Origin of the sequence: Rhodovulum sp. 12E13 (assembly GCF_003340565.1) — a bacterium.
In the GTDB taxonomy this organism is placed as follows: domain Bacteria; phylum Pseudomonadota; class Alphaproteobacteria; order Rhodobacterales; family Rhodobacteraceae; genus HLUCCA09.
In genome coordinates, this window is sequence record NZ_QPLK01000101.1 from 1 (window position 1) to 1,295 (window position 1,295).

Annotated in this window: 4 protein-coding genes; all 4 read left to right on the plus strand. The window is 72.7% G+C overall.

What is annotated here, in order from left to right; all coding sequences use genetic code 11:
- A partial coding sequence (locus DLJ49_RS21220; RefSeq protein WP_233489391.1) for a phage tail tube protein occupies positions 1 to 336 on the plus strand: 336 nt, incomplete at its 5' end.
- Complete coding sequence (locus DLJ49_RS21225) at positions 336 to 821, plus strand: hypothetical protein (RefSeq protein WP_115395482.1); 486 nt, start codon at positions 336 to 338, stop codon at positions 819 to 821. The genes DLJ49_RS21220 and DLJ49_RS21225, both read left to right, overlap by 1 nt.
- Positions 822 to 838: 17 nt before the next feature.
- Positions 839 to 1,063: a DUF7697 family protein gene (locus tag DLJ49_RS21230; protein WP_233489396.1), complete on the plus strand. Its 225-nt coding sequence runs from the start codon at positions 839 to 841 to the stop codon at positions 1,061 to 1,063.
- The coding region (locus DLJ49_RS21235; RefSeq protein WP_147277397.1) for a hypothetical protein at positions 1,063 to 1,295 on the plus strand (233 nt) is incomplete at its 3' end. The genes DLJ49_RS21230 and DLJ49_RS21235, both read left to right, overlap by 1 nt.

A 1,295-nucleotide genomic window follows, 5' to 3' on the forward strand; every position in this document is an offset into this window, starting at 1 on the left:
CTGGACCGGGTGGAGACGATCCGCGCCGACGGCAAGATCGCCGGCGTGGAGCCCGGCATCGCCGCGCTCACGGGCAACGTGGTGGTCCGCTTTGCCGACGAGACGCTGCTGCAGCAGGCCATCGACGGGGCGGCTTGCGAGCTGGTGTTCGGCTATGCGCTGCCCTCGGGCGAGAGCTTCACGCTGACCGCGCATGCCGTCTACCTGCCGCGCCCGCGCATCGGGATCGACGGGCCCCAGGGCATCCAGGCGACCTTCGACTGGCAGGCGGCGCGCGACCCCGGCACCGGCCGCATGGCTACCGCAACCCTCATCAACGACGTGGACCAGTACTGATGCTCCGACTCGACATGACCCGCAAACCCGCCTGGCACGAGATGCCCGGCGGCGTGCGCCTGAAACTCCTGCCGATCACCACCGCGCTGATGGCCGAGGCGCGTCGCCACCCGGACGTGGTCGCGGCGCTGGAGACCGTGCCCGCGGAGGGCGACGACGCGGAGATGTCGCGCGCGACGGACGAGGCGGTCGCGATCCCCTTCGCGGTGGCGCTGGCCCGGCTGGCGATCGTGGAGTGGGAGGGCGTCGGCGACGCGAAGGGCAATCTCGTGGACCCCGGGCCCGAGACGATCCCGGCGCTGATGGACATCTGGCCGATCTTCGAGGCGTTCCAGACCCGCTATGTCCAGAAGGGTCTGCTACTGGAGCAGGAAAAAAACGCCTCTGCGCCCTCGCAGCCTGGGTCTGGGGCGGGGGCGCGGATTACTGCGCAGGCTGCCAAGGGCCGTGCCCGGACTGCCCGCAAATCCAAGAGCGCCCGCTGACGGTCGAGGGCCGCCAGGTGTGGGATCTGGTCCAGGCGGCGGGCGGCCAGCTGCGGCTGGCCCCGATGGGCGGCGTGATCGGCTTCGACATGACCGCGCTGCTCGCCATGGCGCGCGCCCGCGGCGTCGACCCGGTCGCCACCGCCGAGCTCCTCCCGCATGTCGAGGCGGTGGTGGTGGAGACGCTGCAGAAACGAAGCGAGGAGGCCCGCGGGGACGGCGGCGCCATGGGGGCTGACTGATGGCCGAGAAACGCGTCAGCGTGCGCCTGTCGGCGACGGGCGGGCGGCAGGTCAAGGATGCGCTCCGCGGTGTGGGCGAAGCGGGGCAGCAGGGCTTTCGGCGGCTCTCGCGCGAGATGGAGGCGGCCAACCGCCGGCTCGCCCGCTTCGCACGGCAGGCGACGCGGATCGCCCGGGTCGTTGGCGCCGCGGCTGCGGCGGCCGGCGCGGCGCTGATCCGTTCGGGGCTCCA